24 protein-coding genes and 2 pseudogenes are annotated in these 26,971 nt (G+C 41.8%); 12 read left to right on the top strand and 14 right to left on the bottom strand.

Annotated elements, in window-relative coordinates; genetic code table 11:
- From EWV66_RS23885 to EWV66_RS23865, 5 genes and pseudogenes are all read left to right on the top strand, one after another.
- Positions 1-239 (top strand): annotated as a pseudogene (locus EWV66_RS23885) (Rpn family recombination-promoting nuclease/putative transposase); the annotation flags it as partial.
- 117 nt (positions 240-356) lie between these two features.
- A pseudogene (locus EWV66_RS23880) lies at positions 357-1,628 on the top strand (tetratricopeptide repeat protein); the annotation flags it as partial.
- Positions 1,629-1,745: 117 nt separating this feature from the next.
- Entirely contained in the window at positions 1,746-2,285 is a 540-nt protein-coding gene (locus tag EWV66_RS23875) for a hypothetical protein (protein ID WP_052278236.1), read from the top strand.
- Positions 2,286-2,292: 7 nt separating this feature from the next.
- Positions 2,293-2,601 (top strand): hypothetical protein, encoded by a 309-nt coding sequence (locus EWV66_RS23870; RefSeq protein WP_052278237.1) that lies wholly within the window; start codon positions 2,293-2,295, stop codon positions 2,599-2,601.
- 143 nt (positions 2,602-2,744) lie between these two features.
- Positions 2,745-3,023, top strand: coding sequence for a UPF0175 family protein (locus tag EWV66_RS23865; protein ID WP_004163807.1), 279 nt, complete (start codon positions 2,745-2,747; stop codon positions 3,021-3,023).
- Positions 3,024-3,171: 148 nt separating this feature from the next.
- Here EWV66_RS23865 and fabI read toward each other — a convergent pair whose 3' ends face one another.
- Positions 3,172-3,948, bottom strand: coding sequence for an enoyl-ACP reductase FabI (fabI, locus tag EWV66_RS23860; RefSeq protein WP_052278238.1), 777 nt, complete (start codon positions 3,946-3,948; stop codon positions 3,172-3,174).
- Between the two features lie 214 nt (positions 3,949-4,162).
- On the opposite strand from fabI, the gene ntcA reads away from it, so the two are divergent.
- Positions 4,163-4,840, top strand: coding sequence for a global nitrogen regulator NtcA (gene ntcA, locus EWV66_RS23855; protein WP_002793163.1), 678 nt, complete (start codon positions 4,163-4,165; stop codon positions 4,838-4,840).
- Between the two features lie 7 nt (positions 4,841-4,847).
- Positions 4,848-6,335, top strand: a complete 1,488-nt coding sequence (locus tag EWV66_RS23850; protein WP_052278239.1) for a DUF3084 domain-containing protein — start codon at positions 4,848-4,850, stop codon at positions 6,333-6,335.
- A gap of 13 nt (positions 6,336-6,348) precedes the next feature.
- Here the strand turns inward: EWV66_RS23850 and EWV66_RS23845 are convergent, their stop codons facing one another.
- The 5 genes from EWV66_RS23845 to ccsB all read right to left on the bottom strand — a co-directional run bounded on the left by EWV66_RS23845 (position 6,349) and on the right by ccsB (position 11,989).
- Positions 6,349-6,933 carry a Uma2 family endonuclease gene (locus tag EWV66_RS23845; RefSeq protein ID WP_287108534.1) on the bottom strand — a complete coding sequence of 195 codons (585 nt, stop codon included), beginning with the start codon at positions 6,931-6,933 and terminating at the stop codon, positions 6,349-6,351.
- Between the two features lie 79 nt (positions 6,934-7,012).
- A complete protein-coding gene (locus tag EWV66_RS23840; protein ID WP_287108533.1) occupies positions 7,013-7,588 on the bottom strand; it encodes a Uma2 family endonuclease in 576 nt (191 codons plus the stop codon).
- Positions 7,589-7,634: 46 nt separating this feature from the next.
- Positions 7,635-8,879, bottom strand: coding sequence for an ATP-binding protein (locus EWV66_RS23835; RefSeq protein ID WP_287108531.1), 1,245 nt, complete (start codon positions 8,877-8,879; stop codon positions 7,635-7,637).
- A 692-nt stretch (positions 8,880-9,571) separates the two neighbouring features.
- Positions 9,572-10,894 carry a serine/threonine protein kinase gene (locus EWV66_RS23830; RefSeq protein ID WP_052278585.1) on the bottom strand — a complete coding sequence of 441 codons (1,323 nt, stop codon included), beginning with the start codon at positions 10,892-10,894 and terminating at the stop codon, positions 9,572-9,574.
- Between the two features lie 108 nt (positions 10,895-11,002).
- Positions 11,003-11,989, bottom strand: coding sequence for a c-type cytochrome biogenesis protein CcsB (gene ccsB / locus EWV66_RS23825; RefSeq protein WP_052278242.1), 987 nt, complete (start codon positions 11,987-11,989; stop codon positions 11,003-11,005).
- A gap of 132 nt (positions 11,990-12,121) precedes the next feature.
- On the opposite strand from ccsB, the gene ftsH reads away from it, so the two are divergent.
- Positions 12,122-14,086, top strand: coding sequence for an ATP-dependent zinc metalloprotease FtsH (gene ftsH, locus EWV66_RS23820; protein WP_052278586.1), 1,965 nt, complete (start codon positions 12,122-12,124; stop codon positions 14,084-14,086).
- Positions 14,087-14,271: 185 nt separating this feature from the next.
- On the opposite strand, the gene EWV66_RS23815 is transcribed toward ftsH, so the two are convergent.
- The 3 genes from EWV66_RS23815 to EWV66_RS23805 form a co-directional block, all read right to left on the bottom strand.
- Positions 14,272-16,188 carry a hypothetical protein gene (locus EWV66_RS23815; protein ID WP_052278243.1) on the bottom strand — a complete coding sequence of 639 codons (1,917 nt, stop codon included), beginning with the start codon at positions 16,186-16,188 and terminating at the stop codon, positions 14,272-14,274.
- Positions 16,157-16,510 carry a hypothetical protein gene (locus EWV66_RS23810; RefSeq protein WP_002772182.1) on the bottom strand — a complete coding sequence of 118 codons (354 nt, stop codon included), beginning with the start codon at positions 16,508-16,510 and terminating at the stop codon, positions 16,157-16,159. Before EWV66_RS23810 ends, EWV66_RS23815 begins: the two co-directional genes overlap by 32 nt.
- A 278-nt stretch (positions 16,511-16,788) precedes the next feature.
- Positions 16,789-17,340 carry a thioredoxin family protein gene (locus EWV66_RS23805; RefSeq protein ID WP_043995638.1) on the bottom strand — a complete coding sequence of 184 codons (552 nt, stop codon included), beginning with the start codon at positions 17,338-17,340 and terminating at the stop codon, positions 16,789-16,791.
- A gap of 103 nt (positions 17,341-17,443) precedes the next feature.
- Here EWV66_RS23805 and EWV66_RS23800 point away from each other — a divergent pair, with 103 nt between their 5' ends.
- From EWV66_RS23800 to EWV66_RS23790, 3 genes are all read left to right on the top strand, one after another.
- The gene (locus EWV66_RS23800; RefSeq protein WP_002760351.1) at positions 17,444-17,710 is read left to right on the top strand and encodes a ssr2422 family thylakoid membrane protein; all 267 of its coding nucleotides are present in this window, start codon (positions 17,444-17,446) and stop codon (positions 17,708-17,710) included.
- A 32-nt stretch (positions 17,711-17,742) separates the two neighbouring features.
- Positions 17,743-18,147, top strand: a complete 405-nt coding sequence (locus EWV66_RS23795; RefSeq protein WP_002760353.1) for an NIL domain-containing protein — start codon at positions 17,743-17,745, stop codon at positions 18,145-18,147.
- Between the two features lie 235 nt (positions 18,148-18,382).
- A complete protein-coding gene (locus EWV66_RS23790) occupies positions 18,383-19,792 on the top strand; it encodes an isochorismate synthase (protein WP_072925127.1) in 1,410 nt (469 codons plus the stop codon).
- Between the two features lie 184 nt (positions 19,793-19,976).
- Here the strand turns inward: EWV66_RS23790 and EWV66_RS23785 are convergent, their stop codons facing one another.
- The 5 genes from EWV66_RS23785 to larE all read right to left on the bottom strand — a co-directional run bounded on the left by EWV66_RS23785 (position 19,977) and on the right by larE (position 26,124).
- Positions 19,977-21,353: an aldehyde dehydrogenase gene (locus tag EWV66_RS23785; RefSeq protein WP_052278244.1), complete on the bottom strand. Its 1,377-nt coding sequence runs from the start codon at positions 21,351-21,353 to the stop codon at positions 19,977-19,979.
- A gap of 30 nt (positions 21,354-21,383) precedes the next feature.
- Positions 21,384-22,862 carry a hypothetical protein gene (locus EWV66_RS23780; RefSeq protein WP_072925132.1) on the bottom strand — a complete coding sequence of 493 codons (1,479 nt, stop codon included), beginning with the start codon at positions 22,860-22,862 and terminating at the stop codon, positions 21,384-21,386.
- A 246-nt stretch (positions 22,863-23,108) separates the two neighbouring features.
- Positions 23,109-23,900, bottom strand: coding sequence for a TIGR03943 family putative permease subunit (locus EWV66_RS23775; RefSeq protein ID WP_052278246.1), 792 nt, complete (start codon positions 23,898-23,900; stop codon positions 23,109-23,111).
- Positions 23,901-23,924: 24 nt separating this feature from the next.
- The gene (locus EWV66_RS23770) at positions 23,925-24,935 is read right to left on the bottom strand and encodes a permease (protein ID WP_002793150.1); all 1,011 of its coding nucleotides are present in this window, start codon (positions 24,933-24,935) and stop codon (positions 23,925-23,927) included.
- Between the two features lie 379 nt (positions 24,936-25,314).
- A complete protein-coding gene (gene larE / locus EWV66_RS23765; RefSeq protein ID WP_052278247.1) occupies positions 25,315-26,124 on the bottom strand; it encodes an ATP-dependent sacrificial sulfur transferase LarE in 810 nt (269 codons plus the stop codon).
- A gap of 355 nt (positions 26,125-26,479) precedes the next feature.
- Here larE and EWV66_RS23760 point away from each other — a divergent pair, with 355 nt between their 5' ends.
- The gene (locus tag EWV66_RS23760; protein WP_052278248.1) at positions 26,480-26,794 is read left to right on the top strand and encodes a DUF433 domain-containing protein; all 315 of its coding nucleotides are present in this window, start codon (positions 26,480-26,482) and stop codon (positions 26,792-26,794) included.
- The last annotated feature ends 177 nt before the right edge of the window (positions 26,795-26,971 follow it).

Below are 26,971 nucleotides of genomic sequence, written 5' to 3'. Positions count from 1 at the left end.
ATTACTCGAAAGGAGATAGAAGCTATGTTTAGTTTAAGCGAGTTAAGACAGACGCGTGTGTTTCAGGAGGCCCTAGTCGCCAAGAAGGTCGCCAAGAAGGGGAAATCATCGGAAAATTAGCTTCTGTTCCCTTATTATTGCGAGCGGGGGTTAATACCCAAGAAATCGCCGCTTCTCTGGGATTATCTCTCGAAAAGGTCTTAGAATTGGCTCGCTCGCTGGAAGATAGCGATCGCTAGGATATTTTCAGAAGTTCGATTGCTGATTTCCCCTTTTAGGACGAGTATGAACCCCGAAAGGGACGACTTTCGGCAGTAGAGATATAATTTCCTTATCTTCCTTTCCCCCTTTCTTCGATGCTATCCCTACTAAAAAAGCTCTGGAATTGGCTAAAATCGCTCTTTATTGCCAGTCCGAAGGCAATTAACCTCAAAAAAGTCGAAAATACTCCTCCAGAACCCAGCGATGGGGAATATGAAGGGATATTGATGGGGTTATTCGAGCAGGTGGCGGCGGGAACCACTACCGACGGGTTACGGGAATAGCTATACAGTCGCCATTGTGACGATAAAAAGCTGGCGCGGTGGTTAGGGGTCAAAAGCGAGGAATGGCTACAGTATCCGGAAGATTATCAAACTTTAGGGCGGGATCTGGCGGCTTTAGGCAAGGTGATGACGGGAAATCTGGGGGAAGTGTCCCAACGGATTAGCCTCCAGTTACGCGACGCGGTGAGGGATGTTTCCGGTGTGGAGGAGGAAAATCTAGACTCAAAGGAGACGGATTTGACGGAAGTGGTTCAGGATGTCGCATTCTGGTTTGAGCAAGGATACCAGAAACTAATCAATGGGGATTTTATCGGCGCGATCGCCTCTTACGACAAAGCTTTGGAAATTAAACCCGATTTACATCAAGCTTGGTACAACCGAGGGATTGCGTTAGGTAATTTAGGCAGATTTGCAGAAGCGATCGCATCTTACGACAAAGCTTTAGAAATTAAACCCGATTATCATGAAGCTTGGTACAACCGAGGGAATGCGTTAGGTAATTTAGGCAGATGGGCAGAAGCGATCGCATCTTACGACAAAGCTTTAGAAATTAAACCCGATTTCCATCAAGCTTTGTCCGGCCGAGGGGTTGCGTTAGGTAATTTAGGCAGATGGGCAGAAGCGATCGCCTCTTACGATCAAGCTTTAGAAATTAAACCCGATTATCATGAAGCTTGGTACAACCGAGGGGTTGCGTTAGATGATTTAGGCAGATTTGCAGAAGCGATCGCCTCTTACGATCAAGCTTTAGAAATTAAACCCGATTTCCATCTAGCTTGGACTAACCGGGGGGTTGCGTTAGGTAATTTAGGCAGATGGGCAGAAGCGATCGCCTCTTACGACAAAGCTTTAGAAATTAAACCCGATGACCATCAAGCTTGGTACAACCGAGGGATTGCGTTAAAGAATTTAGGCAGATTAGAAGAAGCGATCGCCTCTTACGACAAAGCTTTAGAAATTAAACCCGATGACCATCAAGCTTGGACCAACCGAGGGAATGCGTTAAGGAATTTAGGCAGATGGGCAGAAGCGATCGCCTCTTACTACCAAGCGGTAGCCATTAAATCCGATGACCATCAAGCTTAGTCTGACCGAGGGTGGGCGATTTGTTCTCTGGGTAAAATAGGGCTAGATCAACTAACAGAATACAGCGATCCTTACCATTGGGCAGCCTATACCCTGACTGGACAGGACTAACTTATGGAAATTCCCAAAACAATTATCGATCTTGAAGCGCTGCTAATTGCCCTCGCACAGCAGACTGAACCTTTGCCAGAATATCTACAGCGATCGCTCAAAGAAATTGAACGATTATTAAGGGAAGAACAACCCCAGGCAGCAACACAATTGCGGCAACTTGTCAAGGATTTTCCCCCCCTAGAAAAAGCTTATAAAAAAGCGATCGAAGAATTAGACGCAGCCTATGCTAACCAAGAACGCACCAAAAGTTTAAGCGTCATTTTTCCCGATAGTTTAGATTTCGAGGCCCTATTTATTAATGATGTTATTCCTAGCCAAGATTGGGTAAAAACTGCCCAAAAATTAGCTGGATCCCCCCTTGATCACGAGGGTGCTGATTCCCCTCGATTTTGGGATAAAGCCGATCGCCTGATGGTGGTAACGGTGGGAGGTGCAGCCCTAGGGGGATCGATTGCGGGAGTTTATGGCGCGGTTATTGGTGCGATATTAGCGGCGGGCTGCGGATGGTATATTACCTTTAGAAAAGCAAAATCAGCATAAATTTTTGATGAAGATTGTTAACATTGAAAACTTTCTTTTGTTAATCGGAACCTTGGTCATTACCGCAAGCGTGGCAGTGGTTACAAGAAGACGGCAGCGACGGGGAAACAATAAATCTTATCTAGAAATTCTTTTCGTTTCTGGGTTAACTTTGTGGACTGCATTTACCCTATTTAAGGTGGTCTATAAAGTGTTAACCGATGAAAATTTTCAGAAATGCCTTGGTTCGGATAGTCAAATCCCTCTTTTGCTAGGTGCTGTTGTCGGTATCTATATTTCTATTAACGAGATTCGGAAATTATTTGAAGCGAAGTAATAGAAATGCCAGCTTTATCCATATCCAAAAGTTATACTAAATCCTGTTGAGAAGGTATAGAATAGGCGTTGGGTTTCATGCTTTAACTCAACCTAAGTTCTATAAACATTATCAGTAAACCCCAAAAAAAAGGAAGCTAAATCATGAAAATTACTATCGATATTCCCGATGAATTGCTTCAACATTACAACTACAATAATCTTACCCGTGAAATTTTAGAGGCTTTGGTGGTGCAGGCCTACCGAGCGGAAAAAATCACCAGTGCCGAGGTCGGAAGTATTTTAGGTCTATCTTCTCGTTGGGTGGTGGATGCTTTTTTGAAAAACCACGATGCCGATTTACATTACGATGAAGTCGATCTAGACAGCGATCGCAAGACTCTTCAGCAACTTCGCAACAAACACGATCATAGTCTTTTATGATAGTCGTTTCAATTAAATTGAAGATAGATTTCGCCTTTGATACCCCCTTGATCCTAGGGTTGATTCATAGTAGGGTTGATTCATGAATCAACCCTACTACCCTTAATAAGGGGGGCGCTGATGATTTTTAACACCTACCTACTTAAAACTACATTCCCATAATTTCGTAACCGGAATCTACATAAATAATCTGACCGGTAATACCACTAGAAAGATCACTGGCTAAAAAAGCGGCCGTATTTCCCACCTCAATTTGTGTCACGGTGCGATGTAAAGGAGCGATTTCTTCCACATGATGGATCATATCAAGAATTCCCCCCACGGCCGAAGATGCCAAGGTGCGAATTGGACCGGCGGAAATACCATTAACTCGGATCTTTTGGCCACCTAATTCCGCGGCTAAATAGCGAACACTCATTTCTAAACCTGCTTTTGCCACCCCCATTAAATTATAGTTAGGAATTACCTTGACACCGCCGAGATAGGTAAGAGTGATAATACTTCCCCCTGCCGTCATCAAAGGTTTAGCTGATCGCGCTAGACGGGTTAGGGAAAAAGTGCTAATATCTAGGGATTTAGTGAAAGCTTCCCGAGGGATGGCGGTAAAATCGCCCGTTAAACCCTCTTTATCGGCAAAAGCGAGACAGTGAATCAAAATATCCAGTTTACCCCATTTTTCCGCCACTGTAGCGAAAGTATCTTCTACCTGTTGGTCATTTTGGACATCGCAGGGGACATAAAAAGCGGGATTAAGTTCATCGGCCAATTCTCGCACTTTTTTCTCAAAACGGCCCTTTTCGTCGGGGAGATAGGTGACACCGATATTCGCACCAGCTTGATGGAGTTGTTGGGCAATTCCCCAAGCGATCGAGCGATTATTGGCAATTCCCGTCACTAGGGCGTTTTTTCCCGTTAAATCTAACATAGTTCTCGTTTCTCTTACAAAAATCTCCCCAATAGCCGACCCCAGCGAGATTCGGTATAATAGGGATACAGATAAAGGGGCAGCAATGATCACCCCTCCCCCATTGTCTGGCAAAAAGCGCCCAAAACTTTTCCCAGTTTAGGGAGCGGTTATGTTTAATAGAGGTGACACTCGTTGCATAATAAAAACAATTTTCCCTTTTTTTGGATGTGAGATGGACTTATCATTAATACAAGATAAACCCCTAGCAGATGTGTTCCGTCGAATCGGCAGCGGCAATTTCCCCCCGGTGGTGGAATTGTTCGAGCGTGGCAAAACGATCTTTTTCCCTGGAGATCCCGCCGAAAGAGTCTATTTTTTGCTGAAAGGAGCCGTTAAGTTGTCGCGAGTCTATGAAGCGGGAGAAGAAATTACCGTGGCTCTACTGCGGGAAAATAGCGTCTTTGGTGTGCTATCCTTACTCACCGGCCAGCGATCGGATCGTTTTTATCATGCCGTGGCTTTTACTCCGGTAGAATTACTCTCGGCCCCGATCGATCAGGTAGAAAGATCCCTCCGCAATAATCCCGATTTATCAATGTTGATGCTGCAGGGTTTGTCCTCGCGGATTCTGCAAACGGAAATGATGATCGAAACCTTAGCTCACCGGGATATGGGTTCACGTTTGGTCAGTTTTTTGTTAATTCTCTGTCGTGATTTTGGGGTTCCCACCACCGATGGCATCCGGGTGGATCTAAAATTGTCTCACCAAGCGATCGCAGAAGCGATCGGTTCTACTCGCGTCACTGTCACCCGTTTATTGGGAGAGCTGCGGGATCAAGAAATGGTCTCAATTTACAAGAAGAAAATTACCGTCCATAATCCCGTCGCTCTCAGTCAACAATTTACTTAAATTCTGGATGACTAGCGCTTATATTTTGGTTTTGGCCATCGTGGTTTTAGGTGGTCTGATAGCGGCGGTTGGCGATCGCATAGGGAGCCGTATCGGTAAGAAAAGGATGCGTTTATTTAATCTGCGTCCGAAACAAACCGCAACTTTAATGACGATTGTAACGGGAATTTTGATCGCCGGCTCCACTTTAATTGTCTTGTTTGCTTCTAGTAAATCCCTGCGTCAAGGGGTTTTTGAACTGGATCGTCTTTTAAATGAACGTCGTGCCGCTATTAAGGATTTAGAAAGTCAGGTCAGAAAAACCACCGAACAAAAAAATCAGGTGGAAAAGGCTTTAAAAACAGCTAAAAGTGAACAGATAGCTGTGCAGAAACGTCTAGAGGTTCTTAACAAAAATTATCAAGCTTCGCGTCAACGTTTGCGATTAGTTTCGGGACAGTTGGAAAAGTTTCGGAAGGAAGTGGCTAATTTAAATAATGAACGAGTTATTTTAACTAATCAAAAGGCACAGTTAAGCAGTCAACGGGATCAATTGTTCCAACAAAAATCAATTCTTTCTAGTCAGATAAATCAACTACAAACCACCGTTAAAGTTAGAGATAAAGAGTTGGCTAATCAACAAAAATTATTAACAACCAGACAAGCGCGACTTCAACAGTTGGAAACCCAACAAAAAACCCTACAGCTAGAAATTGATCGCCGGGATCAACGCATTGGAGAACTTGATCGATCGATCGTCGATAAAAATTTAGCTTTGGAACAGCGTGAGGGAAAATTAAAAGATTTAGAAACCCAAATGGCTTTTCTTAAGCGGGAAGTGGAAGTTTTAGAACAATACTATCAAACCTATCAAGAATTGCGGGAAAAACAAATCGCTATTTTCCGGGGACAGGTGTTATCTTTTGGAGCTTTTCGTATTGTTGATCCCCAAGCTATTGTCACCGTTATCGATAAGTTATTGCGGGAAGCGAATATGAATGCTATCCGTGCCACCCAACCGAATCAGCCTAATTTTGACCAGCGTTTAGTTAAGATCACAAAAGCACAGGTAGAACAGTTAAGTCAACAATTACAGGACGGTAAAGAATATGTGGTGAGAATCCTTTCCGCAGGTAATTATGTCTTAGGAGAAACCGAGATTCGTGTCTTTGCTGATGTGGTTCCCAATCAAAGAGTTTTTGAGGAGAAACAGGTAATCGCTGCCGTTTCTATTGATCCGCAAAATATGACAGAAGAAGACCTGCAAAAGCGTTTAGATTTACTCTTAGCTTCGGCTCAATTTCGCGCTAGAAGTGCGGGAGTTTTAGGGTCAATTCAAGTGGAAGATGGTTTATTAACTACGGTAGTTAACTTTATCGATCAAGTCAAAAGGTCGGGTAATTCTATCGAGACACTTGAGGCAGTTGCTGCTAGTAAAACTAATACATCTGGACCCTTAACTTTGCGTTTGGTAGCGGTAAAAGATGGTAAAATTGTTTTTAGTACGTCCTCTTAAAAGATAGCTAAAGTTAGGAGTTGAGATTAAAATCAATTCCTTCGTAAATATCGACAAGATTTAAGCTAATTCCTAAAGAATCTAGGGATATAATTCCCCTGGCTGGGGTGTATTCTTGTAATAACCAATTATTTTCTGATGTTTTGCTATAGGATTCTATTAGTATCTCCCCTTGACTGACGAGAAGATATTGGTTTAATTGGGGTATAGAACGATAATAACGAAATTTATCACCCCGATCATAACCAGAGGTGGAAGGAGATAAAACTTCGATAATTAGGCAGGGATTTAAAATTTCATCGTTGCGATTATCACTAAATAATGGTTCCCCAGCAATGATCATTAAATCTGGGTATAAACCGCGATTATACTGGGGTATCCATAGACGCAAATCACTGGGAAAGACTTCATAAATAGTTTTCCTTAAAGCATTGTCTAACAAGCGAATTAAATTGCGTACCAGTCGATTATGATTGATGCTTCCCCCTGTCATCTCGATAATTTCCCCGTCGTGATATTCGTGTTTAGTTTCCGCTCTAGTTTCTAAATTACGATATTCTTCTAAGCTGAGGGTTTTGGTAGGAGATCGAGTTAGCATTTTCTCTGTCACAGAATTTTTAATCCTCCCGATTATAACCTAGATCATATAAAAAAGGTTATCATTCATCAATTATTCTTCAATTAAAATCAATTCCTTCGTAAATATCGGCAAGATTTAGACCAATTCCTAAAGAATCTAGGGATATAATTCCCCTGGCTGGGGTGTATTCTTGCAGTAACCAATTATTCTCTGAGGTTTTGCTATAGGATTCTATTAGTATCTCCCCTTGACTGACGAGAAGATATTGGTTTAATTGGGGTATAGAACGATAATAACGAAATTTATCACCCCGATCATAACTAGAGGTGGAAGAGGATAAAACTTCGATAATTACACAGGGATTTAAAATTTCATCGTTGCGATTATCACTAAATAATGGTTCCCCAGCAATGATCATTAAATCTGGGTATAAACCGCGATTATATTGGGGTATCCATAGACGTAGATCGCTAGATTGAAGACGATAATTAGTTCCTCTTAAAGCTAATTTTAGCAGGACAATAAGATTAATGAGAATACTATTATGATTGATGCTTCCCCCTGTCATCTCGATAATTTCCCCGTCGTGATATTCGTGTTTAACCTCGGCAATGGTTTCTAAATTACGATATGCTTCTAAGCTGAGGGTTTTGGGAGGAGATGAAGTCAACATTTTTCTAGATTAGAACTTCTTTTATTTAATCATAACACAATTAATGCTACCTATTTAATTCTAATTCCCCTTGCAGAAAATCAACAAATTGTCTAGCAGTTCTTCCTGATCGCCCATTATGTTGGGTTGCCCATTGTTTGGCACGAAATTCTAAGTCTTCTAAGCTAATTTTTAATTTAGATAAAGCTGCTAAATGACGCACTATTTCCAAATATTTTTCTTGATTAGCCGGTTCAAAAGTTAGGGTTAAACCAAAGCGATCGCTAAAGGATAATTTTTCTTGTACTGTGTCCCAATTATGCACTTCATCACTATCTTTTGGTCGGGGTCGATCCGCAAAAAATTCTCTGACTAAATGTCGGCGATTAGAAGTGGCATAAACTACGACATTTTTCGGTCTAGCGGTGATGCTTCCCTCTAAAATAACCTTTAAAGCTTTAAAAGCTTCATCGTCTTCTTCAAAGGATAAATCATCGACAAAGATAATAAATTTTTGTGGTAAATCTCGTAGGATTTCAATAATTAATGGTAGGTCTTTTAATTGAGATTTGGCCACTTCAATTAAGCGCAATCCCTGAGTATGATATTTTTGCAATAATCCCTTGACTAGAGAGGATTTTCCCGAACCACGACTGCCATAGAGTAGGACATTTAAAGCGGGATAACCTGCCAATAAAAACTCAGTGTTTTTAATCAAAGTTTCCTTGGACATTTCATAACCGACTATTTCTTGAATCTGCACGGGATCGGGATGAGTAATTCCTTGTAATCTGCCTTCTTGCCACCTTAAAGCTTGATAACGGGCAAAAATTCCTGTACCACATTCGCGATAATAATCTGCTAAATCTTCGATCAATTCCGTCCAATCTGAACTGGAATGCAGGAAACTTTCTAATTTATTGTCCACTTCCCAAGCGGGGAAAATTAGAAATTTAATTTGTTCAAAAACCGTCGAATTACTTAAGCTATAAATGCTAGAGTTATAAAGAGATTGGAGGATAGATAAATCCTGTTTAACGCCATCAATTAAAGATTCAGGTAACTCCGAAACAATTTTTTTCTGTACCTGTTGACTAAAGGGATTATCATCTAATAAAATTTGTTCGACTAGAAAATCATTCCAACTGATATTTTTAGATGCTAAAGCTTGAAACAATTTACCATAAGCTTTGAGAAAATCGGCAACATTATCCGTAGATAATAGGGTAATAAATGCCTGGCCAATAGCATTATCAAAAACCCCTTGATACAAAACTAACAAGCTGACTTTTTTGTAAATTTCAGAGTTCATTTTTAATTCTCCACTAATAACTAACATTTCATGGCCGCCTTTTGGCAATTCCTAATCCGATTCAATAATTGCCGCCTTGTAGCCGAGGGAATGCCAATCAGTTATTATTCTATCAAGATAGGGCGATAAGTAGTTGGACAAAAGTAAAGTTAACTGTAGGGTAAGGAGTCAGGAGACAGGAGACAGGAGACAGGAGACAGGAGACAGCTTTTGTGTATTCTCCCCACTTGCCACTTGCCACTTTCAAGTCAGGAGTCAGTAAGAATTGCGGCAATTTACATTTCTTAAGATAGACAACAGAATTTATGTCCGACTACTTAGGGTTTGCTGAAAAAGTTTGTTGGTGGGGTTAGGAGTCAGGAGTCAGGAGTCAGGAGTCAGTAGCTGGTCGTTTCAGGCTTTGTTGCCCTCTTTTTTTTGTACCATTTTATGTACTACGAGAGGGATAATGCAAGGTTTTTGAGAGTCCCAATCGGATTTTCGCAGCATGAACATCGGATTTTAACAGGTCAAAAGCCTTATTTTAAAAGGGTTTTACCATTATTCAGCCAACCCTACTTATCTGCAACATTAAGGTTAAAAAGGGAGAAATGCCTACCGACTAATTCTTAGGATTTCTTGAATTGATTCTCGATAAAATTGATAACCTAGAGCAGTTATCTTAATGATGAGGTATGAGGTTTTCGTTTTGGTTACACATCATCTTGAGGAGAAACGCTATATTTGATAAAATTTAACCAATCTTGGATTTCCTGTCCTAACCAGAGACATTCATCCTCGCGGAGATTCTGGCCGATAAGATAATAATTTTTAGCCGTCCGCAGACGAATCTGATAGTTACCTTCTGTGCCATTGCTATGGAGAAAAATACCCCATAAATCTTGAGTTTTAAAAGCAAATTTTTTGTAGATAAAATTGAAGACTTTATATTTAATTAAAACTTCTTGAGGTGTAAGAATTAATTGCATCTCCCGCAAACAAATAAAACCAATTAGAGCTATAATAAAGGTAAGAATCGGGGAGATAAAGACAGTGACAGTAAGGACAATCGCCAAAGACCAGAGGGTAGGAGCATCGGAAAGTAGCTTAATTTTTGGGGGTAAATTAATCTCTAAATTATCCCGGCGTTTAGCGATACGGATGGAACTGTGGGGAGGTTTTGGTAATTTCTTAGGATCGATTAAACTTGAGGCTTGGCGATAGGAGGGATGTTGGAGAAATTTCAGGGCTTCTCTGGCACTTTTAAACCGCTTTTCTACCGCCATATCGGTCATAGTTTCTAACCAATCGATTAAATCATCATCGATTGTCACCAGTTGGCGAAATTGAATTTTAGAGTCGCGGTGGGGCAGTTCTATCGGCACAATTCCCGTCAATAAATGAATTAAAGTCATGCCCAAGGCATATAAATCAGAACCCGGAACTGCCCGGCCCCAAAATTGTTCTAGGGGTGCATAACCACTCGTTCCCACCACGGTAAAAGTAACTCCTGTTGCTGCACCCCTGGACTGGACTGCGCCAAAATCTACTAAATAAACGTTATTTTCTGAGTTAATAATTAAATTACTAGGTTTAATATCTCGATGTAATACTGGGGGCGATAATTCATGCAAATAAATGAGAATTTCGAGAACTTCTTGGGCAATATTCCGAATTACCGTAGGGGGGAAACGTTGCCCCCTTTCTAAGTGATCGCTTAAGGATTCTCCGGGTATATAATCTTGTACAAGCACAAACCAAGGAATCCCGTCACCTTGATTTTTATCGAGGGAAAAATAATCGCGATAGCGGGGAATACGGGGATGATAGAGAGAAGCTAAAACGGCGGCCTCTCGTTCAAATAATTTTAATTCTTCCCATTCCATCTGGGGACTAAAAGCGAGGAGTTTAATAATTACCGATTCCTGGGATAATACATCGGTAGCTAACCAAGTTTGACGACCGATAGCGGTATTGCCTAGGCGTTGTTGTAGTTGGTAACGTTCAGCTAAAAGAGAATCAGAAGTAAAGGTCATAGTGGCTTTTCCCTTATTTAGGGTCTGCTGAAAAAGTTTTTCCTGGGGACAGGGTGTGGGGTTGGGGGGGCCACACCCCACACCCCACACCCCACCCCTATAACTTATTTAGAAAAACCAGCCGTAGGAATGAAGTCCTTTACCTAAAAGATTCACCCCTAAATAACATACCCAAACCACAACAAAACCACTCGCCGCTAGAATAGCTGGTTTTCTTCCCTGCCATCCCCGGGTAATGCGGGCATGGAGATAAGCGGCAAACACTAACCAAGTAATTAGCGCCCAAGTTTCTTTCGGGTCCCAACTCCAATAGGAACCCCAAGCTTCATTGGCCCAAACTGCTCCGGCGATGATACCGATAGTGAGAAGGGGAAAACCGAGGCCAATGACCCGATAACTGATATTATCGAGGGTTTCCGCCAAGCTAAGACGTTGGGGCGAAAGAGTCGCCATCGCTGTTAAGGTGGGAGTTAAAAGGGCGGTTGGGCCACCGTTAGCCGTTTCCAGGAAAATTGGCGCAGAAAGAGTGGTAGATAACTTATTTTGGAGACGATAGGCCCCCGTACCCACGGAACTGCCTTTTAACTCGATATTTTGACCTCTCGTGACGATCAAAAAAGCGATCGCCATTAGGGAACCCACCATCAAAGCAGCATAACTTAACATCATGACGCTAACGTGCATCATCAGCCAATTCGATTTTAAAGCCGGAACCAAGGGAGCCGAAGTTTGCATTTCGCCTGGTAAAGACAAAGTGGCAAAAGCAGTAATCCCCATGGCCACAGGAGTCGTCACCACCCCCACCAGGCGACTGCGGCTATTGTACTCAGCAATTAAATGAACCGCAGTTACACCCCAAGCGAGAAAGAATAAAGATTCGTAAAGATTGCTGATGGGGAAATAACCCGCTTCTAACCAACGCGCCCCCAATAAAGCGGCGATACAGAGGTTAGCGATGGCCACTCCCGTGCTGCCTAAGCCAGGCAACAAAGGTATGCTAGGAAAGGCTGCCCCGGCCCAATAAACCAGCATAGTTAAAAACAGGACTAAAAAAGAAGTGTTATCGAGAAAGTTCTCTAAGCTAACTAAATTCATGGGATTTCTCTCGTTTGTCGCTCGCTCGCTACCAAGTATTCCATCCTCTATCCTATCCCATCGGTAAGGCGATCGAGATAGGGAATTGTTAGTATGAACTTTGTATTTTCACTCTCACCTGCCCTAAAAATTATGGCTAATCAAGAAGATAATAAATTTTCCTGGTCGCGTTGGCCGCGGTTAGGCAAAATCCTGATCATTTGTTCTGGTGTTGCCGTTTTAGGCTATTTTCTTATCCCTCGTCCCTCAGAATTGTCCAATATTCCCCTCGAACCCTACAGCGAATTTATCAGTAAAGTGGAACGGGGCGACATCAGTAAGGTCAGAATTGGCAATCAAGTCATCTATTATCAATTAAAAAATCCTTTAGAATCCCTGCCTATTCCGGGTAATCCCCCCGTTAATCCTCCAGAATCAAGTCATCCCTTTTACGGTGATTCTAGTTCTCTAGCGGGCAAACCGAGCAGTAATCTAGCCCCTGGACGAGTTTTTGCCACGATTACAGTTTATAACCCCCAATTACCCCAACTATTACAGCAAAAAGGCGTAATCTTCGAGGCGATTCCCGTGGCCGAAAACAGTTGGATCAGCACTCTCCTCGCTTGGGTGGTTCCTCCCTTAATTTTAGTCGCTGCTATGCAGTTTCTGTTCTATCGCAACGATGACACCCGTAAATCGCTGCTTTTTAATAAAAATCTCGCTAAAGTTTACGGAGACGGCGAAAAATATCCGATTACCTTCAGTGATGTGGCCGGGGCCGAGGAAGCAAAAACCGAGTTAAAGGAAATTGTCGAATTTCTCAAGGATGCCGAGCGCTTTAATAAAATTGGGGCGCGTATTCCTAAAGGTGTTCTCTTGGTCGGACCGCCGGGGACGGGAAAAACCCTCTTAGCAAAAGCGGTCGCGGGGGAAGCGGGAGTGACGTTTTTTAGCATTTCGGCCTCGGAATTCGTGGAGTTATTTGTCGGGACTGGGGCAGCCCGGGTGCGGGATCTATTTGCCCAAGCGAAGAAAAATGCCCCTAGCATCATTTTTATTGATGAATTGGACGCGATCGGTAAATCGAGAAGTTCGGGATCGGGAACTAGCGGCAGTAATGATGAGCGCGAGCAGACTTTAAATCAACTTTTGACAGAAATGGACGGTTTTAGCCCCAAAGAAGCCGTTGTCATCGTTTTAGCCGCCACCAATCGCCCAGAGACTCTTGATGCCGCTTTATTGCGTCCGGGGCGCTTTGATCGCCAAGTTTTGGTGGATCGTCCCGATTTAGCGGGACGATTGGCAATTTTGGAAATATACGCCCAACGAGTCCAGATGGGTGAAGATGTTAATCTCAAAGCGATCGCCACCCAAACCCCCGGTTTTGCCGGTGCCGATTTAGCCAACCTCGTCAATGAGGCTGCTCTCTTGGCCGCCCGCAATAATCGGGAAAAAGTCAGTCAAATTGATTTTAAAGAGGCGATAGAAAGAGTTATCGCTGGTTTAGAAAAGAAAAGTCGGGTTCTCTCCGAAAAAGAAAAGAAAATCGTCGCTTATCACGAGGTTGGCCATGCTTTAGTTGGCGCTGTCATGCCGGGAGGTGGTCGGGTGGAGAAAATTTCCATCGTTCCCCGGGGTTTATCCGCTTTGGGTTATACCCTGAAAATTCCCACGGAAGACCGTTTTTTGATGACAGAAACCGAATTTAAAGAACAAATTACTATGTTATTGGGCGGTCGGGCAGCCGAAGAATTAATCTTTGGCAGTGTCACTAATGGCGCTTCCGATGATTTACAAAGGGCGACGGATATTGCTGAAAGAATGGTGACAATGTATGGTATGAGTAAATCCCTGGGACCCCTAGCCTACGATAAAACAGGACAGGCTAATTTTTTAGGTAATAATCAGGGTAGTCCCCGGCGTTCGATCGGGGAAAATACGGCCAAAGCGATCGATGAAGAAGTTAAACAAATTATCGACGCTAGTTACCAAAAAGCCCTAGCAATTCTCAGTCACAATCGCAATTTATTAGAGTCCATTACCGCTAATCTTTTGACCACCGAAGTAATCGAAGGAGAAGAATTGCAAGAATTCTTAAATCAAGCGCAAATGGTCTGATCAATCCTCATAAATAGGGTCTGCTGAAAAAGTTTTTCGTGGGGAAGTGGGGAAGTGGGGAGAACAAAGCTGCCTTTTGCCTTTTGCCTTTTGCCTTTTGCCTTTTGCCTTTTGCCTTTTGCCTTTTGCCTTTTGCCTCTCCTCATAACTAGGGTTTGCTGAATAAATAATCGAGAATATCTAACTTAAGGAGAAGACAGAATCAAAGCATTTGAAAACTGATATTTCCCTGCTTTGACGGTTAATTTGCCCTTTTTCCAACCCAAAGAAACAGGAGAGTTATCTCGACTTAAACTGTTATAAAGGGCGAAATTTTTTGACCAATCGTGCTTTTGACCGTTACGAATTAACATCGGCAGTAGATTGATTTGATTATAGGTAAATTGTAAACTCTGCCCTTGACTGCCTTTAAATAAGAGGCTGCCTTGGTTAATTTGAGTTAAATTTACTTGACTTTTTTGCTTAAATATGCTCTTAAAATTCTCATAACTGCCCTGGGTTGCCGCTTCTCCCACTTCCAGAGCAAAACCCGCATAATTGTTACCTGTGGGTAAAGCTTGGTAGGTATTATCATCGGGATAAGGGGAATTAGGAATCTCGATCATTTCAGGAGAAGAAAGATTTATTAATCTCAGAGCTAACCAAGTTTTTTCTAATTGAATAAACCAGATATTATCATCTTTTTCTACCTTGGCGGTTTTCGGTAATTGCCAGAAAAAAGCTTGATCTGCTGGTCGTAACCAGATTAAAAGATTGCGATATTGTCCGATTTCATCCCCGGGATTTTTGCCCGGTTTTACGCCATTGTTGCCAGTGTTAGCCACAAAAAAATCCACCCCTTTGTCTTGATTAAAGGCCATTAATTTAAATGGGGCCACATCGCCATCGGGGAAAGTTCCCGCCAGACTACCCATTTGATAACTAGCCCCAATAAATTGAGTTTCCCAATAACCCGGACTCTGATTATTGCCCGGTTTCCAGTTTTCATACAGGGGTTTACTGGCGAGAATTTCTACCGGTTTATTAAAGTTTTTTCGGGCTAATTCCATCACTGCTAAAGGAGGACGATAACGACTGGTAATTAGATAAAGAGAGTCCAATTCCGGGCGATTATTGGCGACGGGAGTATCACCAAAGTATAACCAAAAAGCGCGGGCTGCGTGCGATCGCATTACGCCGTGGCCATCACCGTAATCACGTTTTACAGGGCCACCCCAACCACCCCGATAATATTTAACACTAGCGGCCATGGATAACCAATCTAAGGCCATTTTTGCCCATTGTTTAACTTCCGTATCTTGAGCAAAATCGTAGAGATTGAGATAGGGAGCAAAGGTATGACCGTGATAAACTTCTGAATCCCATTCTCCCATACCGATGTTATATAAAGCCGAAACGTAGCGCTTAATTTTGCTTTTATAGAGTTGACGAGTTGCTTCATTTCCTGTTTCTTCGGCCATCAGATAAACCGATGTTTCTCGCATCGCTCGCAGGTTATCAGTATTACGACTATCTACCCATAAACCCCGTCTTGTTATACTCCAATCATTACCCGTGCCTTGGCCAGTACCATGGATAGGATGGGGGCGTTGTAAAGGGTCAGTTTCTGTCCAAATTTTCGCCGCATTATACATTCTCTGACGATAAACAGGATCGAGATACTTTCCGAGAAGAAAATATTTTCTAATTTGTCCTTTCAGGGTAAAAGAAAAATAATAATCTATATAATCGGTGTGGGCCTGTTCTCGTTTTTGTGGGTCATCCTGCTGCAGGAAATCTAGGGCTTTTTGCCGGTTTCCTGCCAAGAAATCAAACATGGCCATAGGATAGGATCTTTTCTCGTTTTCTCCCCACAAATTGCCATAACTTTCTGCCTTAGCAAAATGGTTAATAACCTGCTTGGCCCTTTGTTGAAATTCTGCCTCTAATTCCGGTGTCCAATCGTTAAGATATTGGGGTTGAACTTCGGCAACAGGGAAGGAAGTGATCGAGTTTTGAGAAACAGAATAGAGGGAATTAAAGCCAATAGCAAATAGGGCAATTATTCCCGCTAAAATTAGATATTTAATTCTAGATCCAATCGTCATCTTCGGCAAATTCATCGATGTTTCCTTGATTTTCTGGGGACTGAGGTTGATTCTCTTTATCTAATTGTAAAGGAACTGGTTCAGGAGCGATAATTTCTGGTAATAATTCTTCGGGTTTTTGACCATCTACCTCCACCACAATTATTTCTGTGACGGGAAACCAAAGTATCCGGCCTTGATCATCACAAACCGTCACCGATCGAGATTTATCTGGAGCCTCCGTTGCGAAGAAATCTCCTAACATTTTGGTGGGTAAAATATTCTTACTTTCACCCCCACTAACTCCTAGGAATATATATTCGTTACCTGTGGTCAAATGTTGGACAATAATCGCCATAATTAAAAGGTTTTAGTCAATAAAATGTACTGATTGATAGTTGACTCTTGAATGATAAGTAGGTAGGCGTTAAAAACTATCAGATGCCCCCCTTATTAAGGGGGATCCCCCCGCCTATCGGCACCCCCCTTATCAAGGGGGGCAGGGGGGATCGAAGCTAAAATCCATTTTTAATTTAATTATAACCAGCTACTTAGCTTTCAGCCCTAAGCTTTCCACTGATAACTGATAACTGATAACTGATAACTGATTACTGATTACTGATAACTGATAACTGATTACTGCTTAACTTGACTGCCGTGACTGCGGGGATCAGTTTGACTAGCGCCCACAAGGATATTAAAATCAGAAGTCTCTCCCGTAGTGGTGGCATAGGGTAGGGTAGAATTAGTTAAAAGTGCTTCTAAATTAGCAGTTAAAATTGATTTTGGTTGTTCTCCGATCGCTTGGGCAACCGGTTGTCCTTGGTTATTTAAAAAGACAAAATGGGGAATACCATCCACACGATAACGGAGAATTTCTGGCAACCATTTATTATTATCAACGTTGAGCATGACAAAATTAATGGCATTACCGTATTGTTTTTTAATTTCGGCAATTTCAGGGGCCATCGCCTGACAACTGGTACACCAATTAGCATAAAATTCTGTCAGGGTGGGTTTACCATTGCTGAGGGCAAGCTCGAAAGGTGTCGCTTTTTCCGCTTGCGCTTCCAAAGATACGGAACTAGCGGTGGTTTGAAAGCCAAAGAAAATCGCTACACTAAGGATAACTGCCGTCACTGCCAGCAGCAGATTTCTGGTTTTGTTGGTGGGTGTGGTGGCTGTCATGGACATTTAATCAAAGTTTACTTTGTCCTATTGTAACGATTGCTGCGCTCTTTTAGTATTGGTGTCGATTGAGTTACAATTAAGTTAGAGATGGGTAATAATTATGACCGAAGAAAGACTCGATCGAATAGAGGGACAGCTAAAAAGGCTAGAAGGGGACGTTCATACAATTGAGGGGCGATTAGAAACTTTAGAAAGTAACCTTCAAAACATTGAAAAAAAGCTAGGAGACGTGATCAACCAAATCCGTGAACTTAGTCTTAGCATCGATACCTACCAAAAAGCTGATCAACAGGTAGTTAATTTGGCTTTTGGTCTAATCGTTGCCGCTACTGCTACTATTGTAATTCCAGCCGTTTTCGGCAAATAAGCAAAAAAAGATTCTTTGATCGGAAAGGCTGCATGAAAAAACGCGTTACTCTCACTTTTCCCAAAAAAGCCGTCCATATGCCCGTTACCTATCGACTGGCGAAGGATTTTAACATCGCCGCTAATATTATCCGCGCCCAAGTTGCCCCCAATCAAGTGGGAACATTAGTATTAGAATTATCGGGAGATATCGATGAGTTAGAAGCGGCGATCGAATGGTTACAATTACAAAATATTGGCGTTTCCCAAGTTAGTCGCGAAATCGTCATTGATGAAGAAAAATGCGTCGATTGTGGCTTATGTACGGGAGTTTGTCCCACGGAAGCTTTAACCCTTGATCCCGAAAGTTTTCGTCTTAAGTTTTTGCGTTCCCGTTGTGTGGTTTGTGAACAATGTATCCCCACTTGTCCCGTGGTGGCAATTTCCACAAACTTGTAAAGTAGAAATTATTAAATTAATTTTTTTGCCCATTTAAATAATAGCCATCTCTGGAGATTTTAAGCCTTCATTTGTCTCCAACCCGGTTAATCGTCACAAATATCCCCTTCCCTTTCTGCCTAAAGACCCTTTCTCCGATACCATAGTTAAAAAGAGATTGCTGACTCTGGCCACATCTGTGGGGATTACATACCATTAATCATGGTTTTTTTGCAAAAAATACAAAAAACTTGACATGACTTCTGCCGTTCCTCGCCTTTCCTATCTTGATAGTCCGATTGCTGATCTTCGCAGCCTCTATAACTTTATCCTCAACCCGCAACTGTTAGCCGCAGAAAAGGGAAATCGGTCGATCGTCAGTTTTTGTCAAAAAATTTCCCCCCTTGATCCCCTAGAAATTCTCTCTCGGATTGCTTCTAGCTATCCCACCCATTATTATTGGGAAAATCCCGAACGAGAAACCGCTTTTCTCGGCTACGGCATCGCCTTTGCTGCCACTTTCCACGGCAAACAACGTTTTTTAAAAGCTCAAAAATTTATTGAAAACTGTCAACAAAGAATTATCAAAATTGATAACTATAGCGAGATTACTCCCCGCATCTTTTGCAGTTTCACTTTTTTCGACTCGGAAACAGCCACCCCCTTTCCCTCAGCTAACCTAACCCTGCCTAAGTTTCAAATTATCAAAAAACAGTCGGAATATTTTTTCCTTACCAATCTCTTAATCACCGGCGAAAAAGAAATAGAAAAATCCCTCGAAGAAACTATTAATAACCTCAAAATTATCCAAAATAACTCGAGCAATTGCCGACAAAATCCCCGTCAGGATCCCTGTAGTTATTATATTCATCCTACCTATAATTTTCAAGCGGCTGTTGCCGATGCCCTCCAATCTATCCATGCTCAAAAATTTAGCAAAATTGTCCTCGCTCACGCTCTTGACGTGATTTCTCCCCGTCCTTTTCATCTGGTAAACTGTCTCGATAATTTGCGTCAGCGTCATCCTGATTGCTACACTTTTTCCCTCGGCAATGGACGGGGAGATCATTTTATCGGCGCTAGTCCCGAACGCTTGTTAACTGTCCATCAGGGGCAATTAATCACCGATGCTTTAGCGGGATCCGCCCCCCGGGGAGAAAATGCGATCGAAGATGCTCTCTTTGCCAATAAACTCCTCGCTAGTGAAAAAGAACAACGGGAACATCGGGCTGTTAGTGACTTTATTAACCAAAAATTGCGACAAATTGGCTTAAATCCGCAAAATTCTCCCTCTAGATTGTTAAAACTCTCCAATATTCAACATCTCTGGACTCCTATTCATGCCAAACTAAAACCCTCCATCCATCCCCTCGAAATTCTTGCTCAACTACACCCCACTCCTGCTGTTGCTGGGGTTCCCACCGAGATCGCTTTAGCACAAATTCGTCATTATGAAACCTTCGATCGCTCTCTTTATGCCGCTCCTTTGGGTTGGATCGATTGTCAAAATAATAGTGAGTTTATTGTTGGTATTCGTTCGGCCTTAATTAAAGGCGATCGAGCGCGATTATACGCCGGTGCGGGTATTGTTGCCGGTTCCGATCCGGAAAAAGAACTAGCAGAAATTCAGCTGAAATTTCAAGCTCTCTTAAAAGCTTTAACTTAAACTGTAAGTAAGTAGTTATAATTAAATTGAAGATAGATTTTGCCTTTGATCCCCCCTGCCCCCCTTAATAAGGGGGGTGCCGATCCCCCCTGCCCCCCTTGATAAGGGGGGTGCCGATAGGCGGGGGGATCCCCCTTAATAAGGGGGGTATCTGACAGTTTTTAACACCTACCTACTTAGCTTTTTAGCGAACTAATAACTTAAATAAGCCTAACTTCCCCTTAAAAGGCGGATATTTTAAAGCGGGATTGAACCAAAGAGGTGTTTTCATAATCGCTTTTTGGTGACTAAAATTCTCAAAGGAAAAACGACCATGGTAGCTACCGATACCGCTATTTCCCCGACCACCAAAGGGTAAACTAGGATTAGTAAAATGAAAACTATTGTTGTTAATACAACCTCCCCCAAACTGGACAGATTCTAACCATTTCTTTTCGGTTTTTGCCTTAGTAGTAAACAGATAAAAAGCTAGAGGGTTAGGGTTTTTAGCAATAATTGCTAAAGCTTCCTCAAAAGTGCTAAAGGCAATGATCGGTAAAATTGGACCGAATATTTCCCCTTGCATAATAGGAGCATCGAGGGAAACATTAGTTAATAAAGTTGGTTGAATATATAAATTTTCTCGATCGGTTTTGCCGCCAAAAACAATCTCACCATCTTGGAGAAAGTCAATCAGGCGATCAAATTGTTTCTCATTAATTATCTTACCATAATCAGCACTTAATCTGGCATCTTCACCGAAAAAATTAACAATAGTGTTTGCTAATTCTCTGATCAAATTCTCCTGCTGGGATTGATGTACTAAAACATAATCAGCTGCGATACACATTTGACCACAATTAGAGAATTTTGTCACGGCAATGCGACGGGTTGCCACGGAAATATTAGCATCAGCTTCGATAACACAGGGACTTTTTCCCCCTAATTCTAGAGTAACAGGAATTAACTTTGCTGCCGCTAGTTGATAAATAATTTTTCCTACCCTTGTACTGCCAGTAAAAAATATATGATCAAAGGTAAAACTGTCTAACATATTCGGAATTACTTCCGCACCATCTCCGGGTACAATTAACACATATTCTTCGGGGAATATTTCCTGAATTATTTTAACTACTAATTTTTCCGTCGCTGAGGCAAATTCACTCGGTTTTAATACCGCACAGTTACCAGCAGCAATAGCGCCAACTAAAGGCACTAATAACAATTGGAGGGGATAATTCCAAGCACCAATAATTAAAACCACTCCTAAAGGTTCCCGAATAATTTGACTGGAGGAAGGAAAATTTAAGAGATTAGTTTTAACAGTTTTGGGTTGCATCCATGAGCGCAAATTTTTTAAAGCGTTATTAATTTCCCCCAAAAGGAACCCATTTTCAGTAATCCAACAATCTTCGGGACTTTTCTTTAAATCCCTATATAAAGCTTGATATATCTCTCCTTCATATTTAATAATTGCCTGTTTTAAATTCTCTAACTGCTGACGACGGAATTGATAGGAACGAGTGGCACCACTAACAAAATACTGACGCAATTTGGCTAATTTTTCTGAGTTTGACAGCATCGAAATAATTCCCAAGTTAATAATGAAATTCTACGGCATCCACTGGGGACGAATTCCCGCTAGAGGCAATTCAATTAAATCAGATTTACTTGCTTTCACTCCATCTTGTAGGGGAGGAATTAACATCCACAAACGACCACCGATAATTGTTTCTCCTGAATCGGTAGTCAGGGGATTAGTCGGATTAGTATCATAACTGGTGCGAAGTTGATCAAAAATAATCGCTAAACTATCGGGAGATAAACTAATGTGAATATCACGATAATCGGCTAATTCCAGTAGGGGAGTTACTTGACCAGTCTTCACATCTATTTTAGCAAAATAGGGTTTTTCTTTGTACTCTTGACTGTTAGTAACTAACTCAGTTAACAAACAATATAAATCACTACCAGTGGCATTAAATTGACAATCTATAATCGAACCTTGTAGATTGAGTAAGCGTTTTTGTAATCCTTGATTATTGACATAAAAAAGCGATCGAATATAACGCATTTTAGCATTATCAGTATTAAAATTCACCATTGCCGCAGCCGTACCATCAGCAGAAAAATTCAAAATTCGCCCAAATTTTGGTAAAAAATCTAGGGGTTTTGTTTCAGTTTTTAAAGGCAAAAGGGCGATTCCTTCCCCCTGGGTGACAGCCAAAGTTTTACTATCAGGTGCGATCAAAAATTCTCCGCCTTGGATGTTTAATTGTTGGGGTTTTTCCCCCGATTTAACTGCCCATAAATCGAAGTTAATCGGATTGCGGCGCTCAATTCTCTGCACGACAATAGTTTCCCCATCTTTAGCTAAATCAAAATGATTATTTTGATAATCTTTATTGTCTAGCACTAACTCAATTTTTGGGGAAGATTGGCCAAAATCAACTTGGTAAAGCTGTAGTTCACGAATTCCCTCTATCCCCTGATTTTTCGCCACGGCCGAAAAGAGAATTTTTTTACCATCAGGATAGAATTCAAAAGCCATAACGGTCAAATTTGCGGGGGTTAAGAGGGTTTTCTTCTCCTCCGTCAAGTTATAAAAAATTAATCTTCCCTGTTCTTCCCCATTAGTGCCAATATAGGCAAAAGCACGATCGCGACTTTTAAATTCTCTTTCAAAAATTGCCAGGGTTTGTCCTAATCGATTACCGCTGCGAAATTGTTCCCGCGCACCTTCAATTTGCAGATGATATTTTTCTCCGTAGGGAATGGGAGAAGTGAGGGTATAAGCTAATCGTCTTCCGGCCCAACTAAACTTCCCCGGCAGCGGAGGATCGATAACTAGATTTTTTTCTACACTAGCATGATCCATGGGGCGATCAAAAGTGATAATAAATGCTTGATCTTCCGCGCCAATTTCTCGATTTTCCCAGCTAAATTCCTTGACCCTTAGACCTGTTTGTAAAAGACATTGATTACCACAGCTATTACCCAACCAAATTAAGCCGCCAATTACTAAGGTTAGGGATACAATTAATGTTATCGCTAATTTATCAATCGGTTGTAGTTGTAAGGTTTTCAGCATTATAGTAGATGGTTAGTAACAACAACTGCTCACTGCTCACTGATAAGTAGGGAGGCACAATTATTTGTAGGATGGGTTAGCGGTAGCGTAACATGATTGGGCGTTGGGTTTCATGCTTCAACCCAACCTACGTTCATCTTATATTTAATTCCACCCACCTACTTAACTGCTCACTGCTCACTGATAACTGCTCACTGATAACTGATAACTGATAACTGATAACTGATAACTGCTCACTGATAACTGTTAATATCCGTAGGGATCAACGGGAGTGGGTATAGGTTTCACGGATTTAGCCTTAATTACTAATTGTCTTCTGCTGGTGGATTTTCCCACCTCTACCGGTAAAGATTCCGTGGCCATTTCTCCAGTGATTTCTAACCAAGTATCATTGGGATATTGACCGCGACTTCCTGATAGTTTCACCGGTAAACCGACGGGATAAGCATCTACGGCACAACAGGTAAGAATAAAGCGACTAATTAATAAATAATTATCGGGTAATTGGGGCAATTGCACCACAAAACCTGTGACTTTTACCGGTTGTCCTGTGTAAGCATCAGGTTCGGGGTAAGCATTCAAAGTTCTTACCCATTCAATTAAACTTTTTTCCTCCGGTTTAACGGTAGTACCAAAGGATTGAGTTTGCACGCGAGTTAGGGGTAAAGATTCACTAATTCCCCTCTGTAATGCGATTTGACTGCTGAGGGGCTGCGGGGCGATAAATAGGCCTAAAAGGGCAGTTATTACTAATAAACCTGAGCCAAAATGTTGGGGAAGAATGGTAATATGCGATCGATTATCATTACTATCTAAATTAATCTTTTTTTGCCACTGTTTTAATAATGTCCAAAGCTTGACTAATCCTAGGGCAAATAAAGCAATACTGGTGATGAGAACCAGGATAAAATAATTAGGATGGATCAGTAAATTTAATTGTCCAGTTATCCAGTATTTAAATAGTAACGAACCCCAACCGATTAGGGCAATAATATCGATAAATTGGGGGGCGATTATTTTTAGACGTGATGAATTCATGGGAAAAACTATCTAGGAACTGACCTAGAATAAATAACTGTGAGCCAAGGTGAGTAAAAAAGTCATTTGCGCTGCTAAAGCAAAGAGATAAATTAACATTCTTGGTTTAAAAATAGACAACATTAAACCAATCCCTTTCAGGTCAATCATTGGACCAAACACTAGAAAAGCCAGCAGGGAACTACTGGTAAAACTAGAGGCAAAGGAGAGAGCAAAAAAAGAATCAACTGTGGAACAAATCGAAACAATGACCGCTAACAGCATCATGGCCAAGATCGAAGTAATCGGATCCTGACCCAAATTAAGAACAAATTCCCGGGGAACAAACACCTGTAAACCCGCCGCTATAGCACTTCCTAAGATTAACACTCCTCCTAATTCGCGTAATTCCATCACCACGTTTTCCAGAAAAGTTAACCAGCGCCTTTTCATCGGGATTGCTTGCACTGCCGGTAGGACAGCAGTAGCGGCAAAACTTTCATCTAAGCGCAAAGTTTGCCCGGAATTACCGATCAGAAAAGAACCGGATTGTAGTAGTAGTGGGATAGATTCTTTTTCCGGTGTTTGCGGTTGCCAATTGAGACTTTTTGCCAAAGAGGTTTGTAGGAGCGGTCGGGGATCTTTTTGGATACTAAAGATAATACCGATAACCGTAGCGATGAACAAAGAAAAGATAACTCGATAGAAAACAATTTCCGGTTGATCGCGAAAAGCTACCCAAGTGGACCAGATAACAATCGGGTTAATTGTCGGCGCTGCTAAGAGAAAACTAACCGCTACTGCATTCGGCATTCCTTGCACAAGTAAACGTCGCGCCACCGGCACATTGCCACACTCGCAGACGGGAAACAAAAAACCAATACATCCCCCCACAAATGCTCCTAAAACAGCATTTCGAGGCATCAGAGCAACTAGGCGACGTTCATCGACAAATATTAAAAGAATACTAGAGAGAATCACCCCTAGCAGTAAGAAAGGCATCGCTTCCACCAACAGGCTCAGGAATAGCGTAAAGGCATTTTGTAGTTGACTCATCTATCCTCGCCTTGGCAATTAGAGGTTTAAGGGTAAAGACTTAGGGACCCTAGAAAAAGGTTCATCTATCAGTTATCAGTGACCAGTTATCAGTTATCAGTTATCAGTGACCAGTTATCCGTTATCAGTGACCAGTTATCAGTTATCAGTTATCAGTGACCAGTTATCCGTTACCAGTTATCCGTTACAGCCTTTCTCGTCAAGATGAAGTATAACCCAATTTGGTATTGACGACCAACTCCCCAAAACGAAAACTTCGTACCTCACCATTAAGATAACTGTTAGAGCAGAACGTAGGTTGGGTTGAAGCATGAAACCCAACGCTGTTAGAGCAGATTTGAGTTTTCAGTCCACTGATTACTGTTTACTGATCACTGAACTAGAGGACTCGATTAAGTTTGCCGCTTTGATAACCTTCTAGATCGAGGGTGACATAGATAAAGCCTAATTTTTGCAGATCAGCGACTAATTCGCTTAAATTTGTCCGATTAATAAAGTCGGGAATTGCTGCTGCCGGTAATTCAATCCGTGCCGTATCGCCGCTCGATCGCACCCGTAATTGACGATAACCTAATTTTCGCAGATAAATCTCCGCCCGTCCGACTCTTTGCAATTTCTCCAGGCTAATTTCCTCCCCGTAGGGAAAACGGGAACTTAAACAGGGTTGCGCCGGTTTATCCCACCAAGGTAAATTTAAGTAACGAGATAGTTGACGAACTTCGCTTTTTGTGATAGCAATTTCCGCCAAAGGTGAACGAGCGCCGCGCTCCCTAGCGGCTTGAATTCCGGGACGATAATCCCTTAAATCATCAGCATTAACGCCATCGATGACGTAGGAATAACCACGAGCGAGAGCAAGGGGTTTAAGGGTGTCGTGTAGCTCACTTTTGCAGAAATAACAGCGATTAACGGGATTACTGGTGTAATTGGGGTTATTCATTTCCTCGGTTTCCACCAATTCATGCCGAATACCGATATAATCGGCCTGAGCGATCGCTTCTTCTAATTCTTCCGGCAGTAGGGAAGGGGAAACCGCCGTAATTGCCAATGCTTGACTCCCTAGCAGATCATAGGCCACTTTGGCCACTAGGGTACTGTCCACGCCCCCAGAATAGGCAATCAGAGCTTTTTCGCTGGTTTTTAAGAGGTTTTGTAATTGTCCGAGTTTATCAAGTAATTGACTGTCCATGGCGGCGATTTTGGCAACTGGTTTAGGGAGACCGTTTTTTATATTGGGTATAGACAAGTAAGTAGGTGGGTGGAATTAAATATAAGATGAACGTAGGTTGGGTTGAAGCATGAAACCCAACGCCCGATTATGTTACGCTACCGCTAACCCATCCTACAAATAATTTTGCCTCCCTACTTAGCTTAAGCCACTTGTCCCAAGAATTTGCGGCAATGAGGTAAGTAGTCGTGCAAAATAAATTTCCTAGTCAAGATAGGCACTCATGCAAGGGGCAAGAGGTGGTTAGATATGTGTAATTAATTTTGCCTAGGTACTTAGTATAATTATAAATGTCTTTTAGCTTAACCCTCTCTACATGACAACAAATCTCACAGACTATAAACATATTGCAATTGATCATCGGGGAGTACCAATAATTGCGGGTTCTACCCTGAAAGTGATTGATCTAGTTATGGCACAAATAGCCTACGGTTGGACTCCAGCAGAAATTCACATTAACCATCGTGATTTAAGTATGAGTCAAATTCACTCAGCATTAGCTTACTATTGGGAACATAGAGATGAATTAGATCAAGCTATCCAAGCTGATTTAGAATTTGCCCAAAAAATGCGAGAAAAAGCTGGAGATTCTCCCTTTGTTAACCGACTTAAAGCACAGGCAATAAAGTAGTGAATCTCAAACTTTATATGGATGAAAATGTACACGGCGCAATTACTACAGGGTTGCGTCCTGACTGACGGACACAAGTGGGTCAAAACCTGACAAGACAAGGGTTGCCAAAAAGAAAAATATCTGGGTAGATAGGGAAAAAGCAAGAATCCCTACAAGATGAAAACCGAGAACAGA

Source organism: Microcystis sp. M_OC_Ca_00000000_C217Col, from assembly GCF_007095585.1.
GTDB lineage: Bacteria > Cyanobacteriota > Cyanobacteriia > Cyanobacteriales > Microcystaceae > Microcystis > Microcystis panniformis.
The sequence above is the reverse complement of the archived record's forward strand: the minus strand, read 5'-3'. Positions and strand labels throughout refer to the sequence as shown.

What these genes read in the sequence shown, in the direction of transcription:
- EWV66_RS23875 (WP_052278236.1), top strand. Translation starts at nt 1,746, where the DNA reads ATGGAAATTCCCAAAACAATTATCGATCTTGAAGCGCTGCTAATTGCC.
- EWV66_RS23870 (WP_052278237.1), top strand. Translation starts at nt 2,293, where the DNA reads ATGAAGATTGTTAACATTGAAAACTTTCTTTTGTTAATCGGAACCTTG.
- EWV66_RS23865 (WP_004163807.1), top strand. Translation starts at nt 2,745, where the DNA reads ATGAAAATTACTATCGATATTCCCGATGAATTGCTTCAACATTACAAC.
- fabI (WP_052278238.1), bottom strand. Translation starts at nt 3,948, where the DNA reads ATGTTAGATTTAACGGGAAAAAACGCCCTAGTGACGGGAATTGCCAAT.
- ntcA (WP_002793163.1), top strand. Translation starts at nt 4,163, where the DNA reads ATGGACTTATCATTAATACAAGATAAACCCCTAGCAGATGTGTTCCGT.
- EWV66_RS23850 (WP_052278239.1), top strand. Translation starts at nt 4,848, where the DNA reads ATGACTAGCGCTTATATTTTGGTTTTGGCCATCGTGGTTTTAGGTGGT.
- EWV66_RS23845 (WP_287108534.1), bottom strand. Translation starts at nt 6,933, where the DNA reads ATGCTAACTCGATCTCCTACCAAAACCCTCAGCTTAGAAGAATATCGT.
- EWV66_RS23840 (WP_287108533.1), bottom strand. Translation starts at nt 7,588, where the DNA reads ATGTTGACTTCATCTCCTCCCAAAACCCTCAGCTTAGAAGCATATCGT.
- EWV66_RS23835 (WP_287108531.1), bottom strand. Translation starts at nt 8,879, where the DNA reads ATGAACTCTGAAATTTACAAAAAAGTCAGCTTGTTAGTTTTGTATCAA.
- EWV66_RS23830 (WP_052278585.1), bottom strand. Translation starts at nt 10,894, where the DNA reads ATGACCTTTACTTCTGATTCTCTTTTAGCTGAACGTTACCAACTACAA.
- ccsB (WP_052278242.1), bottom strand. Translation starts at nt 11,989, where the DNA reads ATGAATTTAGTTAGCTTAGAGAACTTTCTCGATAACACTTCTTTTTTA.
- ftsH (WP_052278586.1), top strand. Translation starts at nt 12,122, where the DNA reads ATGGCTAATCAAGAAGATAATAAATTTTCCTGGTCGCGTTGGCCGCGG.
- EWV66_RS23815 (WP_052278243.1), bottom strand. Translation starts at nt 16,188, where the DNA reads ATGAATTTGCCGAAGATGACGATTGGATCTAGAATTAAATATCTAATT.
- EWV66_RS23810 (WP_002772182.1), bottom strand. Translation starts at nt 16,510, where the DNA reads ATGGCGATTATTGTCCAACATTTGACCACAGGTAACGAATATATATTC.
- EWV66_RS23805 (WP_043995638.1), bottom strand. Translation starts at nt 17,340, where the DNA reads ATGACAGCCACCACACCCACCAACAAAACCAGAAATCTGCTGCTGGCA.
- EWV66_RS23800 (WP_002760351.1), top strand. Translation starts at nt 17,444, where the DNA reads ATGACCGAAGAAAGACTCGATCGAATAGAGGGACAGCTAAAAAGGCTA.
- EWV66_RS23795 (WP_002760353.1), top strand. Translation starts at nt 17,743, where the DNA reads ATGAAAAAACGCGTTACTCTCACTTTTCCCAAAAAAGCCGTCCATATG.
- EWV66_RS23790 (WP_072925127.1), top strand. Translation starts at nt 18,383, where the DNA reads ATGACTTCTGCCGTTCCTCGCCTTTCCTATCTTGATAGTCCGATTGCT.
- EWV66_RS23785 (WP_052278244.1), bottom strand. Translation starts at nt 21,353, where the DNA reads ATGCTGTCAAACTCAGAAAAATTAGCCAAATTGCGTCAGTATTTTGTT.
- EWV66_RS23780 (WP_072925132.1), bottom strand. Translation starts at nt 22,862, where the DNA reads ATGCTGAAAACCTTACAACTACAACCGATTGATAAATTAGCGATAACA.
- EWV66_RS23775 (WP_052278246.1), bottom strand. Translation starts at nt 23,900, where the DNA reads ATGAATTCATCACGTCTAAAAATAATCGCCCCCCAATTTATCGATATT.
- EWV66_RS23770 (WP_002793150.1), bottom strand. Translation starts at nt 24,935, where the DNA reads ATGAGTCAACTACAAAATGCCTTTACGCTATTCCTGAGCCTGTTGGTG.
- larE (WP_052278247.1), bottom strand. Translation starts at nt 26,124, where the DNA reads ATGGACAGTCAATTACTTGATAAACTCGGACAATTACAAAACCTCTTA.
- EWV66_RS23760 (WP_052278248.1), top strand. Translation starts at nt 26,480, where the DNA reads ATGACAACAAATCTCACAGACTATAAACATATTGCAATTGATCATCGG.